Genomic DNA, 16180 nt, shown 5'->3' with positions numbered 1-16180 from the left:
CTACGCCTCGTGAATTCTGCTATGGCACCCGCACAACCTGAAAGTGTGAACATTGGCCCAAGCATTTGCCGCCTGATTCAATGGTCCACACTCCTCTATTGAATCCGAAGACGGCAGCGAGATAGCGTCGCTATAATGGTGAAAGCGAAGCGGAGAGAGGAAATGTGCCTAAGATCCTCTTCGGCTTCGTTAAGCAAGCGACGTCGCTAGCTCAAAAGCGCTATGCCGCCAACCCCACAGCAGTGGTGAGCGACCCGGCTGACAACGGGTTGCCGGCTGGAAGCATCTTACGTTGCACTTTTTGCGGGTTCATATGGACGCGAGCTACGCAGAAACCGTCGATTGGGCGAGTGAGATGGATCGCGTTCGTGCCGTCTTGCAGTTGGTCCGCTCAGAGTTCCCGGCACCCTCAACGCTGTGGCGGTCGTTTGAGCGGGTTCCCACCCCCGTGTCTAGCGCCAACTGCTTGATCGGTCTGCGATCACCTACGATCCGGGTGAACACGGCGCCCTGGATGCCACGTTCTTTGATCGGCAAGCGGCATCCAGCCACTACAGAGACCGATCGGATCGCCACATACAGACGCTAAAGACGACGGTCCTGGTCGATACGGACTCGTGTGCCGTCCTGGATCTCCACTGTTTAGAACACTGGCTCCACGACACACAGGTGGGCCGTCGGGTAGCACAGCGCCAACACCGGCGTAATTGAGAGCCTCGCCGGTGACAAAGGCTACGACGATCAATCACTGCGGAACACCCTCCGTTCAGAGGGTGTCTGGCAGCTGATCAAACACCGTCTGTTCGCCCACTACGACCACGCCCACAACACACGGTTGGACAATCAAGCGCCGATACGGATCCGCTGTCGGGCCGAGGGCCTGGTACCGTCAGTTCCGTGAACTGATTTTGACCACTGCGGTCTACAACCTCGAACAAGCTATCAAGGAATGATCGCTAGGCGGTGTTTAGTTAGGGGCATTGAGCCAGGCGGCAAATGCTTGAAGCCAATTTTCGGCAGTTTGCGGCTCAATGTGGCTGAAACAGTTCGAGAACGAGGAGGTTCGACGCTTGAGCTCTCGAAAGATTCGCTCGATGGCGTTCCGATTTCCATTCTGTTCGGTTTGAAATCGGAGTGAGGTTCTGGCCAGCGCAGTTTGGAGGTGTTGAGCGCCATCGACCAGAAATACGGCGGATTCGACATCGTGATTCTGGTGCAGTTCACGCAGAAAGATCTCAGTAACCGTGGTCGTCGTTGAAAACAGTCGCAGATGCAAGAGATCGTTTGTGTCGGGATCAGCGGCGGCATACAGCCAGAATTGCTGATCGTCGATTCGAATCACAATCTCGTCGAGCGCAACGTGATTCGGGTTTCGACCCGCTGTAGGCTGTAACTCGGCCTTCTACACCCAATCGTGAATCGCCTTCGGCGAGCGCTCGACACTCCACTCTTCGAGAATCGAGACGGTATTCCTGAGCGACAACCCCGCTAACTGCAGTTAAATACCGAGTTTCATCGCACGCTCGGGTGTCCGCTGGCGCTCCACAAAATCCAAATCAATCCAGTCCGTGCATCCGCTGAGGCGGGCGATTTTTGGCATAGAGCACCACAAAATCACCCCGCCTCACTCTTCATCCTTAACTAAACAGACCGGCTGTGGGTCCTTTCCGAACGTGAGCAACCACTCAAGGCAGTCCTCGCGTTCGGCTTTGTAGTCGAGTCGCTGCCGCGGGTTCAGGTACGCTGCTGACGCCTCGGTAAGCACCGACAGGTCCTCAAAACCGGTCATCAAAATCGCTCCCGTGAGACGCTCAGCGCCCACTGATAAATCCTTTGAAAGGGATTGGGGCATTGTTCAGATTAGTTGATTGAAACAGACGGCGAATGCTTGGAGCCACGTTTCTGCGGTTTCAGGACGAGCGTGTCTGAAGTGGTTTGCGAAGGCTTCAGTTCGGCGTTTGAGTTCTTTGAAGACACGTTCGACGGCGTTCCGATTCCCGTGAGTGACGTGTTGGAATCGGAGCGAGTGACGGTGGCAGGCCGCCTGCAGCCAGGGTGCGCCATCGACCAGGAAGATCGCGTCAGAAACGAGATGTTTCTCGCGGAGTTCCGCAAGGAACATCTCGGTCAGCGCTTGGGTCCTGGTCGGGAATAGTCGCACGTGCAGCAGGCGAGTCGTGTCGGGATCGACCGCCGCAAACAGCCAGTAGCGCTGGTCATTCACTCGAATTACAGTCTCATCAACCGCGACGTAATTCGGATTCTGTCCCTCGGCAGGCTGTAGGTCTGCCTTCTGAATCCAGTTGTGAACGGTGGAGCGACACCGATCGACACCCAGGCTTGCAAGAACAGAGACGGTATCCGACAGCGATAATCCCGCCAAATGCAGTTGGATACCCAACTTCATCGCCGACTCGGGTGTCGCCTCTCGCTCCACAAAACCTAACTCTGGAAAGTCGCTACCTCCGGTGAGGCGGTTGGGTTCTTGCATAGGCACCAACGAACTACGACCGCCTCACTTTTCGATCTTATCTGAACAGTGCCTGGTGGGGCAGACGGTCTAATCGCAATACAGCGTCGGTGTCTGCCAATCGTCCGTTCTTGCTTGGTCTGGAGCATTGGTGATCTCGCTCCTTGCTCACAGCCCAAAACCACCGGACAGCGCGGGAAAGGGAGTGCTCCGTCAGGGATTCGAACCCTGGTCCTTGCCGTGAGAGGGCAAGATGATTGGCCGGACTACACCAACGGAGCGGTGCGCACTCCGAGATACCGGTGGGATGTGTAAAACGGTTCCGTTTTGCCCGCGCCGTGCGGTGGTGTGCCGTACCGGATTCCGACGACTGCGGACGACTGCAGACGGCTTACTCGGCGTCGTCGGCGTCCGTCTCGTCGTCGACGTGCTCGTCGATGACGGCCGCGACCGCGTCCTCGGAGACGCTCTCGTAACCGTCGCTCGTGATCGTCGCGACGCTCACGCTCTCGGCGCCGAGTTCGTCGTCGGACTCGAAGAGGCCCTGAACGGCGATAGCGATCCCGTCGTCGAGCGAGAGGTCGTCGCTCCAGTTGTCTTCGAGGAACTCCTGGATGTCGTCGCGGCCGGAGCCGATGGCGACCGCGCGCCACTCCTGGGGCGCGCCGGAGGGGTCGGTCTGGAAGAGCCGGGGTGCCGCCTCCGGGTCGTCGCCGTCCATCCCGGCCACGAGGAGCGCGGCGCCGAACGGGCGGGTCCCGCCGACCTGGGTCGTCTCCTGGATCTCGTCGGAGAGCGTCTTCGTGAGCGTCTCCACGCCGAGCGGCTCGCCGTAGCGCAGGCGATTCCGCTGGGCGGCCGTCCGCGCGTCGTCGATCAGGCGGCGGGCGTCGGCGACGTGGCCCGCTGAGGCGGCGCCGAGGAAGTCATCGAGCTTGTGGAGTTTCTCGATGCTCTCGCCTTCCATCAGCGGCGAGCTCGTCCGGCGCTGGGCCGCGAGGACAACGCCCTCGCTCGTTCTGACACCGAGGCTCGGCGCCCCGCGCTTTACCGCTTCCCGGGCGTACTCGACCTGGTAGATGCGTCCGTCCGGGGAGAAGAGCGACGTCCCTCGGTCGTACGCCTGCTGGTCGTTTCGGTTCATCTACCCCTACTCCGGGCCGGGGACGGATAAAGCCACCAGCGTCACACGATATTACCGGAACCGACGGATCGCTCCGGGAACGATCAGGGCTCTTCCTCGACGACCTCCGCGTCCGGTGCGTTCTTCTTGACGCTCTCGATGCCCTGCTTTGCCTTCTGCTTCGAGGCGTACCCCTCGCCGCTGTCCGCGATGATGTTCCCGTTCGAGTGGACGAGCCGCCAGCGGTACTGTCCCGATCGGTCTTCGAACAGCTCGAATTTCGCCGACATACGTTCGTCCCTCGCAGCGATCGATGGTAAATGTTCGCACGGGATCGGCCCTCAGTCGCGGATACGCTCGTAGGTGACGAAGGCGAAGCCGTCGCGCTCCTCGCGATCGGTCTCGCGCCACTCGTCGTCGTCCCACGCCGGGAACCGCGTGTCGCCGTCGTGAGACGCCCGGAGTTCGGTGAGCACCAGCCGGTCGGCGCGGGGGAGGAACTGCTCGTAGACGCGGCCGCCGCCCGCGACGTAGACGGCGTCGACGCCGCGCGCCGCCGCGTCCTCGCGGGCCAGTTCGACCGCCTCGTCGATCGAATTGGCGACGACCGCGCCCGCCGGGAGGTCCAGCGACTGCGAGGTGAGGACGACGCTCGTCCGGCCGGGGAAGGGCTCGCCAAGCGCCTCGACGACGGTCTCGTAGGTCCGGCGGCCGACGATCACCGGATGGCCCGTCGTCGTCCGCTTGAAGTGCTTCAGGTCGGCGGGGAGGTGCCACGGCATCTCGCCGTCGCGGCCGATCACGCGGTTCGCGGCGACGGCGGCGATCAAGACGACGTCGACGTCGTCATCGTCGCTGTCGGTGTCTGCGTCGCCGTCGCGATGACTGTCCGCGGTGTCGTCGCCGACCATCACTCGGCCACCGCGAACTCGATGCCCGGCGCGGGGTCGTAGCCGGAGAGTTCGACGTCCTCGAAGGTCAGGTCGTCGAGCGGGACGTCCGCGACGTCGATCGTCGGCCGCTCGCGGGGCTCGCGGGCGCACTGTTCGAGGAGGCCCGGCACGTGGTCGTACCGCTCTTCGCCCTCGGCCTCGGGCGGCGCGGTCGATTCGAGCCACCTGCGGACGTCGCGGTACTCGGTCCGCTCGTCGACGTCGGCCAGCCGCGACTGGAGTTCGCCGAGGTTGTCGGCGTACCACGCGCCGCGATCGCCCGCGCCGCAGTAGATATGCGCGTCGACGACGCTGTGGGCGAATTCGCCGAGCTCGAAGCCGGTCCGCTGGGCGAGCGCCGTCGCCAGGAGCGAGTAGGCGGCGATGTTGAACGGGATCCCGAGCGCGACGTCGCCGGAGCGCTGGTGGAGGTGGACGTTCAGTTCGTCGCCCTGGACGTTGAGGACGAAGGTGTAGTGACACGGCGGGAGCGTCGAGACCGCGGCGTTGGCGGGGTGCCAGGCGTTGACGACGATCCGCCGGGAGTTGGGGTTCTCCCGGAGCATATCCAGGGCGTACTGGATCTGGTCGAAGGTCCCCTCGTCGTTCATCCAGCGGTGGCCGTCCTCGGGCCACGACTCGCCGGGCAGGCCCTCTTCAGGAACCGGAAAGCGCCGCCAGAAGCGCCCGTACGCCGTGTCCAGGTTCCCGTCTTCGTCGGCCCAGGCGTCCCAGATGCCCGTCTCCTCGCGGAGCGTCCGGATGTGCTCCTCGCCGGAGAGGTACCAGACGAACTCGTGGATCAGGGAGTTCCAGCGCGCTCCCGAGAGGTCCTTCGTCGTGAGCAGCGGAAAGCCCTCCGAGAGGTCGACGCGGTAGTGCCGGCTGAACGCCGAGATCGTGTCTACCCCCGTTCGGTTCGGCTTGTGTCCCCCCGCTTCGAGGACGTCGGTGACGAGATCGAGATACTGGCGCATAGTCCGGATGTTCTACCCTGGCGCGCGGTCAATCTTGATTGTTCGGGTCGGCGGGGCGCGCCGTCCGACACTTAAGTGATCGCGTCGCGAACGGGAGCCCGATGGCGACCCTCGCAGAGCCCGCCGTGCTCGCCGCCGCGAAGGACGCGCTCTATCCCGACCTCGACGACCGCGACGACCAGTACGCCGTCACGGAGACGCAGTTCACGGCCGAGGCGTGGGGCGGGTGGTCGATCCCGGACGACGTCCGCGAGCGGCTCCGACCCTTCAACGCGATCCGGCTCGACTCGGGCGAGCCCGACCTGCTCGGGGTCGGCCTGCCCGCCGGCGAGGTCCTCGACGCGTCGGTCGCGAGCGCGCCGGTCGTCGCCGTCGAGGCGAAGGGCCACCGCGAGCACGCTCCCGCCGACGTCGCCCGCGGCATCGAACAGGCGCATTCGCGCCTCTCGGAGGTGAACCTCGGTTACGTCGCCGCGCCGGCCGAGAGCGTCACCGAGACGGCGAGATCGCTCGCGCGCGAACTGAACGTCGGGGTCGTCGGCGTCGAGAGCGAGGCCGCTGCGACGGTGCTCGAACCCCCGCGGGTGACCGGCGCCGGGGAGTTCTCGACGGGGGTCGAGGCGGTCCGGTTCCGGGCCCGGACCCACCGCCTGACCGACGGGAGCTTCCCGGTCAATCACCCGAAGAACTACCTCGGCTACCCGCTCGCGCTCGCGGCCGACGCAGACACCGAAGCCGTCTACGAGGACCGGGTGATCCGGCTCGTCGGCGACGGTCGCCGCGGCGCGATCCTCCTCGGACTAGTCGAAGGCCGCGGCGTCGATCGGCTCACGCACCTCGGCCGCGAGGTCGTCCGCTTCGCTCGCGCCGAGTGCGGGAGCGTCGAATCGGCGCTGGCCGAGTTCGATGCGTGGACGGGCAAGTCGACGCGCTTCACGGAGCTCGCGCCCCGCTGGGCACAGCTCGCCCGGAGCGTAGCGATGGGGTACGAACCGACCCGGCTCGTCGTCGAGGCGCTGGAGCGGCTCCACGCCGACGGCGTCCGCCCGGCGACGCTGCCCGACCTCGCGGCGACGGCCTGCGAGATCAACCGTCCCCTGGCCGTCGAGGTGTTCTTCACCGAGGGCGGCCGCGACGCCGTGCTCGAACGGGACGGAACGCTCCGAGCGGAGGCGCTCGACGACCCCGGCGTCTACAAGTCGGGCATCCACTTCCAGTACAAGGCGCAGCTCTACCACGTCGGCCTCGTCACCGACCGCGGCACCGACGACAAGGCCGCCGCGCTGGCGGACCCGTGGGCGCTCGAACACCCGGTCGGTCCGCGGTAGCGGGCCCGGAGCATTATAACCGAAGACGGAGCCAGAGCCGCCGATGGAACGGAGACTCCGCGTCGTCGCCGGCGGTCGATCGGTCACGATCACCGGCGTCGAGCGAGGTGAGTGGGACCGATTGAGCGATCCCTGTCCGGACTGCGGCGGCCGCGAGTTCGCCCACGTCGGGACCGCGGGCGCCCGCTACGGCGTCCGGAACGGGGGCGTCGTGCGCCGGGCGGACATCTGGGACGCAGAGCGGCCGCTCTTCACGCGCTGTCGGGCGTGCGGGGCCGTCCTCTACAAGCATCCGGCCTTCGTGCTCCGGTTCGACCCCCGCGCGGACGGGGTCGTCGGTCTCGAACGATGAGGACGAAAGCGAAACGACCGGACCGTCAACTACTATACGTCGCCCTGCCGTCGCGGCGGACGTGAGCGGAGAGCGCGACCGCGACGGACCGAGCGACGGCGAGGGCGCGGACCGATCGGCAGAGGCCCCCGGCGCCAGCGATCCGACCGCCGGCGACGACCGCCCGCGAGGGGCCGACGGATGGCTGTACGGCTGGGCGCTCGGCTACGCCGCGGTCGGAGCGGCGTCGCTGCTCGTGCCGCTCTATGCCATCGAACTCGGGGCCGGCGCGCTCGTCGTCAGCCTGATCGCCGCGACGGCGGCGTTCGCGGGCGTTCCGGGCGCGATCCTCTGGGGGCGGCTGGTGACGCGGACGCGACGCCGCCGGCCGTTCATCCTCGTCGCGCTCGGCCTCACCGCGGTCGTCTTCCTGCTCCTGCCGTTCCTCGCGTCGCCGTGGTCGGTGCTCGTCGTCAACGCCGCGCTGTGGTTCGTCATCGCGGCGGCCGCACCGGTGTTGAACATCATCGTCGTCGAGGGGTTCAGGACCGACCAGTGGACGCGGCGCTTCGGCCTGCTGAACCACTACCAGGGCTACGGCTGGCTGGCCGGCCTCGTCGCCGGCGGCGCCTGGTCGTCGGTGGCGGGACCGCAGTTGGGGCTGGCCTCGCTGCCGGCGATGCGGCTGTTCTTCGTCGTCAGCGCCGTCGCGACCGTCGGGGGCTTCCTCCTCGTGGTGGCCCGCTACCCCGAGGCGTCGACCATCTCAGAACAGCGGTTCCGGCGGCTGGCCCGGCGGCTCCGACTCAACGGCGGCACCTCGGTCCGGAGCGCCCGCGGCGTCCCGTTCGGCCCCGTCCGGATCTACTGGGCGCTCCGCGACATCGGCGGCGGGAACGTCCTCACGCGCCTGCGGAGCCGCTTTTCGGGGACGCTCCTCAGATATCTGCTCGGCGCGACGATCTTCTTCGCGGGCTTTTCCGCGTTCTTCGGGCCGCTGCCGGCCTACCTTGTCGATGCGGGCTACGCGACCGACGAGGTGTTCGCGCTGTTCATCGTCAACTCCGCGGCGTCGGCCGCCGTCTACGCCCGCGCCGGGGCGCTGGCGACGACGCGCGACCCGCTCGGGCTCCAGGTCGGCGCGCTCGGCTTCCGGGTCGTCGCGTTCCCGATCGTCGCCGTCGCCGGGGCGGCCGTCGCGCCCCCGTTCGGACTGCTCGTCGTCGGCGCGCTCTTCCTCGCGATCGGAGCCTCCTGGGCGTTCATCGCGGTGACCGCGACCGCGCTCGTGTCGCGACTCGCGCCCGAGTCGGCCCGGGCCGAGGCGCTGGGGCTCTACACGGCGATCGGGAGCTTCGGCGGCGGCCTCGGGAGCGTCCTCGGCGGCGCCGTCGCCGAGGGCGTCGGCTATCTCGTGGCGTTCCTCGCGGCGGGCGGACTCGTCGTCGTCGCGATCGGGCTCGTCCGGAGCGGGGCTCCGAGCGAGAGCGCCGCCGCCGAGGCGTAGTCGGGACTCAGAAATTGATAATGGCCCGACGCTGAGGCAGGTGTTCGAGCGCCGGCCGTCCGCCGGGCTCAGCTGACCGTCTTGGTCGGGGAGATCCAGACCACGAGGCCGTCCTCCTGGCGGACGATGCCCTCGATGAACTCGCCGCGCTCCATCGGCGGGTCCTCGACGTCGTCCATCGAGACCCGGACGACCTGGTCGACCTCGTCGACGAGCCAGCCGACCGCGGCGTCGTCCTGGAAGTTGCTGGCGTCGAAGATGACGATTCTGCTGGCCTCGCCCCTGTCCTCGACGTTCAGGAGCGTCTTCGGGTTCACGATCGACGTCGTTCGCCCGCGGAGGTCCATCACGCCCTCGACGTAGTTCGGCGCGTTCGGAACCGAGGTGAGCGAGCCGCGGTCGACGATCTCCGAGACGTAGTCGATGTCGACGCAGTAGGTCTCGCCCCCGAGTTCGAACTCGAGGACCTGCATCTTGCGGGCGGTGGCATCGGCGTCGGCGTCGTCGGTGGCGGTAGGGGCTGAGGCACCCGCCGCCGCGGTTTGTTCCTGGGACATAGCGATGTCGCCGACGGCGTGGGCCGTCGGTCGTTACTCAGTCGAGCGCACAGGTCGGCAATAAATGTACGCACGCTATTATCACGGCTGATTTTCGCCGGCGAGCGCTTAAGTCCCCCAGTTGGGAATGGCCGGTAGAGATGAGCGGGTACGAGTACGCTGTGGACCACCCGATTCCCATCCCGGGACGACCGAGCCGCGCGTCCGGCAGCCGGCGAGACGACCGGCGAGGGAACACCAGCGCGCGGGCGGCGTTCCCGACGGTGGCCGGCAGCGCGGACGACAGGAGCGAGGACCGATGAGCACGGCTTCAGAGCGGGGCCGAGAGGGGCAGTCGACGCGGGCGGTCATCGTCGACGACTCGCGGTTCATGCGGACGCTCATTCGAAGCCTGCTCGAAGAGGGCGGGGTCGACGTCGTCGGCGAAGCGTCGGACGGGTCAGAGGCGCTCGACGCCGTGCGCGAGCACGACCCCGACGTCGTGACGATGGACATCGAGATGCCCGCGATGAACGGCCTCGAAGCCGTCGAGGCGATTATGGAGGACCACCCGACGCCGGTCCTGATGCTCTCGGCGCACGCCGAGGAGGACGCCGACGTGACCTTCGAGGCGCTCGACCGCGGCGCGGTCGACTTCGTGACGAAGCCCGGCGGCGAGGTCACCTCGTCGATGCCGCGCGTGAAGCGCGAACTGGTCGAGAAGGTCGAGTCCGCGGCGCGCGTCGACCTCTCGGCGAGCGCCCGGGTCTCCGACCGCGGATCGACCGGGAGTCGGACGCGCGAGTCGGACCGGTCCGGCGGGGCAACCGAGACGACGCGGTCGGGATCGGCGACCCGCTCCGGGTCGCGGACTCGATCGGGATCGACGCGAAGTACGGACGCGGCCGAGTCGCCGTCGCGGTCGTCGGGGACGTCGACCGACGGCCCGGGCGGATCGTCGCGGCGGCGGGGACGGAGCAGATCGACCGCCGCAGGCGGGGACGCAGATTCCGACGCCGCTCGCGACGCGGCGTCTGAGAGCGCCGCGCAGTCGGGCGCCGGTACCGCGGCGTCGGCGGCGACCTACCCCGACGTCGGAACCCTCGTCGTGGGCGCGTCGACCGGCGGCCCGGCGGTCGTCGAGCGCGTCCTCGGCGGGCTCCCCCGCGAGGCGAACCTCCGGATCCTCGTCGTGCAGCACATGCCCGAGGGCTTCACGACGCGCTTCGCCAGCCGGCTCGACGGGCGCTCGGCGTACTCGGTCACCGAGGCCGAGTCCGGCGAGCGGATCGAGCCCGGCGAGGCGCGGGTCGCGCCCGGCGGACACCACCTGCTCACGACGAGCGACCGCAAGGGGCGGCTCAAGCTCGAACTCACCGACACCGAGCCGATCCACGGCGTCCGACCCGCCATCGACGTCACGATGGCCTCGGCCGCCGAGACCGTCGAGGGGCCGCTGTGTGCGGTCCTCCTGACCGGGATGGGACGCGACGGCGTGGACGGCCTCAAGCGGATCAGCGGCGGGGGCGGCCACACGATCGCCCAGGACGAGGAGACCTCGGCCATCTTCGGGATGCCCCGGCGAGCGATCGAGGCGGGGTGCGTCGCGGACGTGGCGCCGGCCGAACGGATCGCCGAGAACACACTGCGATACTTCGAGGAGGAGTGACAGATGGACGACGAACTGTACCAGGAATTCATCACCGAGTCCGAAGAGAGCATCACCCAGCTGAACAACTCGCTACTGGACCTCGAATCGAACCCCGAGGACGCGGAAGCGATCGACGACATCTTCCGCCAGGCGCACACCCTCAAGGGGAACTTCGGCGCGATGGGGTTCGACAACGCCGCGACGGTCGCCCACGCCGTCGAGGACCTCCTCGACGAGGTCCGGAACGGCCGGATCGAAGTCACCCACGAGCGGATGGACCTGGTCTTCGACGGGATGGACGAGATCCTCGACATCCTCCACGAGATCGAGAAGAACGGCGAGTCGACCCGCGATCCGAGCGACCTCGTCGACGAGATCCGCGCGGCGGCCGAACCGAACGCCGACGAGGGCGGTGCCGGCGGTTCCGACGACGGAGCCGAGGCCGGAGAGGGCGACGGCGACGCGGCGGACGCAGACGCCGAAGACGACGCGAGCGGCGGCGACGCGCCCGCACTGGCGGCCGACGTTCTCGACCTCGACGACCCGGCCGTCGCGGACGCCGATCGGCTCTACCACGCCGAGATCGCGCTGAACGTCGGCGACATGAAGGCCGTCGACGGCGGCCTGTTCGTCGAGGGCCTCCCGGAGGGCCTCGCCGTCGTGGGGGCCGACCCGAGCCTCGACCGGATCGAGGACGGCGACTTCGGCGAGACCTTCGTCGTCTTCGTCGCCGACGAGCCCCGCGAGGACCTCGAAGCGACGCTGTGGGACCTCTGGAAGGTCGAATCGGTGACGCTCACCGACGTCAGCATCGTCGTCGACGACGGCGCCGAAGCGGAATCCACGGGCGAGCCCGAGGGCGCCGAAGCCGCCGATCACGACGGCGACGCGACCCCGGACGACGCGCCGACTGACGCGTCCGGCGGGACCGGTGAGGCCAGCGAGCCGACCGTCTCGACGGCCACGCCGACCGACGACGTCGACGCCGACGACGCGGCCGCCGCGGTCGACGCGGTCGTCGACGCCTACACGTCCGGCGGGTCCGGCGACAGCGACGGCGACGACTCGGGGGCAGATCCCGCGGAAGGAGCCGAGCCGAGCACCGCGGATCCGGCGCCGGACGAACCGACGGCCGAGCCATCGAGCGGCGGTGCGTCCAGCGGCCCCGACGAACCGGCCCAGTCCCAGAGCGATGTCGAGTCCGCGTCGGCAGCTCCGGCCGACGCAGATACCGGAGCCGAGGCTGAGTCGGGCGAGGGCTCTGAGAAGTCGGGAGATGAAGGCGGAAGCGGAGACGGAGACGACGCCGAGGAAAAGACGGAGGAGGAAAAAGAGGAAGAAGAGGAGGAGACCCGCTCGATCTCCGCCGTGAAGTCCGTCCGCGTCGACGTCGACCAACTGGACGAGCTCCACAGCCTCGTCGAGCAGCTGGTCACGAGCCGGATCAAGCTCCGCCAGGCGCTCGGCGCCGACGACAGCGCGGGCAGGGACACCCTCGACGAGCTGGACAAGATCTCCTCGAACCTCCAGGAGACCGTGATGGACATGCGGCTGATCCCGCTGAAGAAGGTCTTCGACAAGTTCCCGCGGCTCGTGCGCGACCTCGCGCGCGACCAGGACAAGCGGGTCAATTTCTCGGTGGAGGGCCAGGACATCGAACTCGACCGGACGATCCTCGACGAGATCTCCGATCCGCTGATGCACGTCCTGCGCAACGCGGTCGACCACGGCATCGAGCCGCCCGAGGAGCGCGAAGCCGCGGGGAAGCCGCAGACGGGCTCTGTCGAACTCCGGGCGCGGCGCGAGCACGACACCGTCGTGATCACCGTCGAGGACGACGGCGCCGGCATCGACGCCGACGTCATCCGCGACAAGGCCGCAGAGAAGGGCATCCGCCCGCGGAGCGAACTCGCGGAGATGACAGACAGCGAGGTCTACGACTACATCTTCCACCCGGGCTTTTCGACCAACGACGAGATCACGGACGTCAGCGGCCGCGGCGTCGGGATGGACGTCGTCAAGACCACCGTCGAGTCCCTCGACGGCTCGGTCAACGTCGAGAGCGACCTCGGCGAGGGGACGCGGATCTCGATCCGACTGCCCGTGTCGGTCGCGATCATCAAGGTGCTCTTCGTCCGGATCGACGACCGCGAGTTCGGCGTGCCGATCAAGTACATCGACGAGGTCTCCCAGCAGGCGCGCGTCCAGCGCGTCGACGGCGCCGAAGTGATCGTCCACGAGGAGCGGATCTTCCCGCTGATTCGCCTCCGCGAGGCGCTGGAGATCGACGGACGCCGCCGCGAGAAGGGGATGACCGTCCGGATCCGTCCCGCCGACCGGCAGGTCGCGCTGCGCTGTGACAGCGTCTCCCGGCAGGAGGAGGTCGTCGTCACGCCGCTCCAGGGCCCGCTCAAGGGCACCGAGGGGCTCTCCGGCACGGCCGTCGTCGGCGACGGGAACGTCGTCCCGATCCTCGATGTGAACTCCCTGTCGATTCCGGAGGAGGGCAAGCAGGCGCGCCGTCAGTGGACCCCGCCGGAGGACGACGCCGAGACCGAGGCCGGCGCCGGAGCGGAGGGGGCAGCCGACTGATGGGCCTGGACATCGACCTCGGCGGCGGGAGCGACGACGACGATACCGACGAGGGCTTCGACGAGCTGCTGGAGTTCGTCGAGTCGTCGCTGTCGTTCGCGACGAGTTCGTACAACCGCTCGTACCTCGACCGGCGGATCTCCGCGCGGATGCGTCGCCAGCGCGTCGACGACTACGCCGACTACCAGGAGCTCCTCCGGGAGGACGAAGACGAACGCGAAGAGCTGTTGAACGCGCTCAGCGTCAACGTCACGAGCTTCTTCCGCAACCCCGAGGTCTGGGAGTCGCTGCGGGAGATCCTCGCGGACCTGAGCCAGTCGGGTCGGACGAACGTCTGGAGCGCCGCCTGCTCGGACGGCCGCGAGGCCTACTCGGTCGCGATGCTCGCGCTCGACGACGACCGGATCGACGCGGGACGCCTCAGCATCCTCGGCACGGACATCAAGCCCGAGATCCTCCGGGCGGCGCGCCGCGGGGAGTACCACGCCTCCGAGACCAACGACCTCGAAGAGCAGTTGGAGCCGCTGGCCGGGAACGACCGGTACGTCGCCAGGGACGGCGACACCTACCGCGTCGCCGACGAGGTGAAAGAGCTGGTGTCGTTCCGGAAGCACGACCTGGTACAGGAGAGCCCGCCGCAGACGTTCAATCTCGTCATCTGCCGGAACCTCTTCATCTACATCAACAAGCAGGCCAAACAGGCGATGTTCGAGACGCTGAGTTCGGCCGTCGAGCCCGGCGGCTACCTCACGATCGGGATGACAGAGACCGTGCCCGCGTCCTGTCGGGAGCGGTTCGATCCGGTCGAAAAGCGACTGCGGATCTACCGGGACTCGACCGACGGCGACGGCGGCAACAACGACGGCGGGTCCGGATCCCGATCCCGCTCTCGCTCTCGGTCGTCGACGTCGCGGTCGAACTCGGGATCGCGGTCCGGTTCGCAATCGAGATCCGGCTCGACGTCACGATCTACCTCCAGGAGGTGAACACACGTGCAACCCGGCGAAACGAAGATCGCAGACACACGGGGACAGTTCCTGCGGGCGCTCCGTGACGGTCGCGAGCGGAACGAAGCCGGTTGGACGAACGGGCGGATCCTGCTTTCGAACAAACGGATCGTCCTCGCGGGGACCGGCGGCAAGCGGACGTTCCGCCTCGACGCCATCGACCGCGTCGGCGGCCGGTTCGACGTCAATCAGCGCGTCGCGACCGTCTCCGATTACCTCGCCCTGCAGTTCGACGACGGCGAGAACGTCATCCTCGTCGCGCCCGCGGAGTTCGAGGAGTTCGAGATGGACCTCTACGACGCCCTCCTCTCCTCGACGAAGTTCCTCGTCCGCCACCCCGCGGTCGAGGGCGGCGTCGTCCAGAACACCGAGTGGGAGGGCGGGCGCCTGAAGGTCGAAGAGGAGTCTGTGAGCATCGCGACCGTCTCGGGGACGTTCGTCGAGGTCCGCCTCGACGACATCGGCGACATCGAGATGGGGCGGCGGACCGTCCGCGAGGAACAGCGCGAGGTCATCGAGGTCGAACACTCAGACAGCGAGGGGACGAGCGTGCAGACGTACGTCTCGGGCCCCGAGCGCGCGGTGAGCATCCTGAAATCCCTCCTCAGGATCGGCGAGGAGCAGACGGAGACCTCGCTGGACCTCTCGATGCAGGACAAACAGGTGCTGATGGCGCTGTACTCCGGCGTCTCGCCGTTCGACATCCCGCAGTTCCTGGGGATCGACGTCGATCAGGTCGAACAGCTGTTCGTCCGCCTGATCGACCACGACGTCCTCGACGAGGTCCGGATCCGCCACGAGGTCGAGCTCAACGCCCGCGGCCGGTCGATCGCCGCCGATGCGATCGACGAGCAGGGCGCGGAGATGTGACGCCGCGGCGACGACGAATCTTTCTGGATCCCCGGCGCATATACCGCTGGACGGCGACGTCGCGGACGGATCCGACCGATGATCGTACTTCACGCGACCTTCCCGATCGACCCGGAGCGGATGGACGAGGCGCTCGACCACGCCGAGACGCTCGTCGCCGAGACCAACGAGGAGCCCGGCGTCATCGACTACCGGGCGACGAGAGACGTCGAAGACGAGCACACGCTCCGCTTCTTCGAGCAGTACGAGGACGCCGCCGCGCTCGAACACCACGAGGAGACCGACCACTTCCAGGCGTTCGAGGCGGCGCTTCCGGACCTGCTGGCGGGCGAGCCCGAAGTGATCCAGTTCGAGGTGAGCGAGGCGACCGAACTCGAACTCTGAGCGACGACGGACGACCACGACCGAGCGACCGCCGTGGCGGTGGCCGTGCCGCGATCACCCCTCCGCGTGGGCCAGGATCTCCGTGCGCGCCTCGCTCGCGCAGTCGCGGCTCCCGCGGCCGAAGTGGAGCGTGTTCTCGTTGACCGGGTCGCTGAAGAGTCCCCCAGAATCCACCGGTACCCCGGTCTGTTCGATCTGGAGGTAGCCGATCGTGATGCCGTTTTCGAGGTCGACGCCCTCGATCTCCCCCATCGGGATCGTCTTGTCGTCGAACCTGGATCGGTCGACCCGCTCGATGACGACGCGGTCGGCGTAGACCGCGAGCGTTCCGTCCTGGAACGCGCAGGCGACGAGCGCCTCGGGGTGGTCCTCGTCGCCGCCGCTCGATCCGTCCGCGGCGCCGCGACTCCAGGGGAACTCGACCATTGGCACCCGGTACCACGGGCTGTCGCAAAAGCGTTCGGCCCGAGGG

17 protein-coding genes, 1 tRNA gene and 2 pseudogenes are annotated in these 16180 nt (G+C 67.6%); 10 read left to right on the top strand and 10 right to left on the bottom strand.

The window, feature by feature from the left end; all coding sequences use genetic code 11:
- Positions 1-164 precede the first annotated feature (164 nt).
- Positions 165-953: pseudogene (locus OS889_RS07110) on the top strand (transposase).
- Positions 954-967: 14 nt separating this feature from the next.
- Here the strand turns inward: OS889_RS07110 and OS889_RS07105 are convergent.
- The 8 genes and pseudogenes from OS889_RS07105 to thyA form a co-directional block, all read right to left on the bottom strand.
- Positions 968-1600: pseudogene (locus OS889_RS07105) on the bottom strand (IS6 family transposase).
- Between the two features lie 24 nt (positions 1601-1624).
- A complete protein-coding gene (locus OS889_RS07100) occupies positions 1625-1789 on the bottom strand; it encodes a hypothetical protein (RefSeq protein WP_372388537.1) in 165 nt (54 codons plus the stop codon).
- A gap of 66 nt (positions 1790-1855) precedes the next feature.
- Positions 1856-2491, bottom strand: coding sequence for an IS6 family transposase (locus OS889_RS07095; protein ID WP_372388535.1), 636 nt, complete (start codon positions 2489-2491; stop codon positions 1856-1858).
- Positions 2492-2676: 185 nt separating this feature from the next.
- Positions 2677-2751: transfer RNA gene (locus tag OS889_RS07090), tRNA-Glu, on the bottom strand.
- 110 nt (positions 2752-2861) lie between these two features.
- Complete coding sequence (locus tag OS889_RS07085; RefSeq protein WP_372388533.1) at positions 2862-3614, bottom strand: archaeal proteasome endopeptidase complex subunit alpha; 753 nt, start codon at positions 3612-3614, stop codon at positions 2862-2864.
- A gap of 83 nt (positions 3615-3697) precedes the next feature.
- Entirely contained in the window at positions 3698-3883 is a 186-nt protein-coding gene (locus tag OS889_RS07080) for an HVO_2922 family protein (protein ID WP_372388531.1), read from the bottom strand.
- Between the two features lie 51 nt (positions 3884-3934).
- On the bottom strand, positions 3935-4504 hold the full coding sequence (locus OS889_RS07075; RefSeq protein WP_372388530.1) for a dihydrofolate reductase: 570 nt from the start codon (positions 4502-4504) through the stop codon (positions 3935-3937).
- Entirely contained in the window at positions 4504-5502 is a 999-nt protein-coding gene (thyA, locus tag OS889_RS07070; RefSeq protein WP_372388528.1) for a thymidylate synthase, read from the bottom strand. Before thyA ends, OS889_RS07075 begins: the two co-directional genes overlap by 1 nt.
- Positions 5503-5603: 101 nt before the next feature.
- Here thyA and OS889_RS07065 point away from each other — a divergent pair, with 101 nt between their 5' ends.
- From OS889_RS07065 to OS889_RS07055, 3 genes are all read left to right on the top strand, one after another.
- Positions 5604-6830, top strand: a complete 1227-nt coding sequence (locus tag OS889_RS07065; RefSeq protein WP_372388527.1) for a hypothetical protein — start codon at positions 5604-5606, stop codon at positions 6828-6830.
- A 43-nt stretch (positions 6831-6873) separates the two neighbouring features.
- Positions 6874-7182, top strand: a complete 309-nt coding sequence (locus OS889_RS07060) for a hypothetical protein (protein WP_372388525.1) — start codon at positions 6874-6876, stop codon at positions 7180-7182.
- Between the two features lie 61 nt (positions 7183-7243).
- Complete coding sequence (locus tag OS889_RS07055) at positions 7244-8668, top strand: MFS transporter (protein ID WP_372388524.1); 1425 nt, start codon at positions 7244-7246, stop codon at positions 8666-8668.
- 68 nt (positions 8669-8736) lie between these two features.
- Here the strand turns inward: OS889_RS07055 and OS889_RS07050 are convergent, their stop codons facing one another.
- Positions 8737-9225 carry a chemotaxis protein CheW gene (locus OS889_RS07050; protein WP_372388522.1) on the bottom strand — a complete coding sequence of 163 codons (489 nt, stop codon included), beginning with the start codon at positions 9223-9225 and terminating at the stop codon, positions 8737-8739.
- 140 nt (positions 9226-9365) lie between these two features.
- Between OS889_RS07050 and OS889_RS07045 the strand changes: the two genes are divergently transcribed.
- The 6 genes from OS889_RS07045 to OS889_RS07020 all read left to right on the top strand — a co-directional run bounded on the left by OS889_RS07045 (position 9366) and on the right by OS889_RS07020 (position 15708).
- Positions 9366-9527: a hypothetical protein gene (locus OS889_RS07045; RefSeq protein WP_372388520.1), complete on the top strand. Its 162-nt coding sequence runs from the start codon at positions 9366-9368 to the stop codon at positions 9525-9527.
- Positions 9524-10873 (top strand): chemotaxis-specific protein-glutamate methyltransferase CheB, encoded by a 1350-nt coding sequence (gene cheB, locus OS889_RS07040; RefSeq protein ID WP_372388518.1) that lies wholly within the window; start codon positions 9524-9526, stop codon positions 10871-10873. Before OS889_RS07045 ends, cheB begins: the two co-directional genes overlap by 4 nt.
- A gap of 3 nt (positions 10874-10876) precedes the next feature.
- Positions 10877-13447 (top strand): chemotaxis protein CheW, encoded by a 2571-nt coding sequence (locus tag OS889_RS07035; protein ID WP_372388516.1) that lies wholly within the window; start codon positions 10877-10879, stop codon positions 13445-13447.
- Entirely contained in the window at positions 13447-14433 is a 987-nt protein-coding gene (locus OS889_RS07030; protein WP_372388514.1) for a CheR family methyltransferase, read from the top strand. The genes OS889_RS07035 and OS889_RS07030 overlap by 1 nt, the downstream gene beginning before the upstream one ends.
- Before the next feature lie 6 nt (positions 14434-14439).
- A complete protein-coding gene (locus tag OS889_RS07025) occupies positions 14440-15324 on the top strand; it encodes a CheF family chemotaxis protein (RefSeq protein ID WP_372388512.1) in 885 nt (294 codons plus the stop codon).
- A 78-nt stretch (positions 15325-15402) separates the two neighbouring features.
- Entirely contained in the window at positions 15403-15708 is a 306-nt protein-coding gene (locus OS889_RS07020) for a putative quinol monooxygenase (protein WP_372388510.1), read from the top strand.
- Between the two features lie 54 nt (positions 15709-15762).
- Here OS889_RS07020 and OS889_RS07015 read toward each other — a convergent pair whose 3' ends face one another.
- Complete coding sequence (locus tag OS889_RS07015; RefSeq protein ID WP_372388508.1) at positions 15763-16134, bottom strand: hypothetical protein; 372 nt, start codon at positions 16132-16134, stop codon at positions 15763-15765.
- Between the last annotated feature and the right edge of the window lie 46 nt (positions 16135-16180).

Origin of the sequence: Halobellus sp. MBLA0158 (assembly GCF_041477585.1) — an archaeon.
GTDB classification, from domain to species: domain Archaea; phylum Halobacteriota; class Halobacteria; order Halobacteriales; family Haloferacaceae; genus Haloquadratum; species Haloquadratum rubicundus.
This window is presented reverse-complemented; position numbering and strand designations above follow the sequence as displayed.